This window comes from Oleiphilus sp. HI0043, assembly GCF_001634935.1.
In genome coordinates, this window is the sequence record NZ_LWEY01000888.1 from 1 (window position 1) to 740 (window position 740).

The window sequence follows — 740 nt, forward strand, 5'->3', positions numbered from 1 at the left end:
CCTTTGGGATTTTGCTGCCACCGCGTGTATCTGTTCAGAAGCCGGTGCATTTGTTTGTGATTATAAGGGACAAGTTCTAGAACTGAATAAAGCAGACAGCACCTTCATGAACCAAAACGGCGTTATCTTCAGTACCGAAAAAGAGCTTGTAGCCGTGATTCAGTCTTTGTATTCCGGCTAGATTCAACTCGCTTTTGAGTAGAAACTGTCACAGCAAGCTTTAGCAAATTTATTCTTGAGTCTAGCTTCAATGCCATCAACCAAGACTTTCTGTATTTCCTGATCACTTACTGTATTGATCTGCCGAATGGCTGAAGGGCTAGTAATATTAACCTCGGTAATATAACCACCAATAAAGTCGAGCCCAGCCAGAGCAATGCCTTCATTTAATAAGAAAGGGCGCATCGTATCGATTATATACTGCTCTCTGAGCGAAACCTCTCCAGCTTCGCAACGCGCACCCTGATGAATATTCGCCAGAAAATCACCTTGCTGTGGCAATCGATTCACCACACCTATAAACAGGACTTAGACTTCTCATCCGCCGAGCAACAATTTCTCATCAAAAAAGACATTAACTCTGTCATGTTGGCAAAGTTCGCTTTGCAGTATAAGTTTCTACTTTCCCTTTGCTGGCTAAGCAAAGCGCATTGCATCAGCTTGGAAATATGATGTGACAAGGTTGAAGCAGGTATACCCAACTTTTTCTGTATGTCGCCCACTGTCATACCACTCTGCCC

General features: G+C 43.4%; 3 protein-coding genes. 1 reads left to right on the plus strand and 2 read right to left on the minus strand.

Going from position 1 to position 740, the window contains the following annotated elements:
* On the plus strand, positions 1-181 hold a 181-nt coding region (locus tag A3729_RS10050), incomplete at its 5' end, for an inositol monophosphatase family protein (RefSeq protein ID WP_197475753.1).
* Positions 182-183: 2 nt separating this feature from the next.
* Here the strand turns inward: A3729_RS10050 and A3729_RS10055 are convergent.
* Together A3729_RS10055 and A3729_RS30745 are read right to left on the minus strand one after the other, a co-directional pair.
* The gene (locus A3729_RS10055; protein ID WP_068506629.1) at positions 184-513 is read right to left on the minus strand and encodes a hypothetical protein; all 330 of its coding nucleotides are present in this window, start codon (positions 511-513) and stop codon (positions 184-186) included.
* Positions 514-515: 2 nt separating this feature from the next.
* Positions 516-740: helix-turn-helix transcriptional regulator (locus tag A3729_RS30745; protein ID WP_156497861.1), on the minus strand; the 225-nt coding region annotated here is incomplete at its 5' end.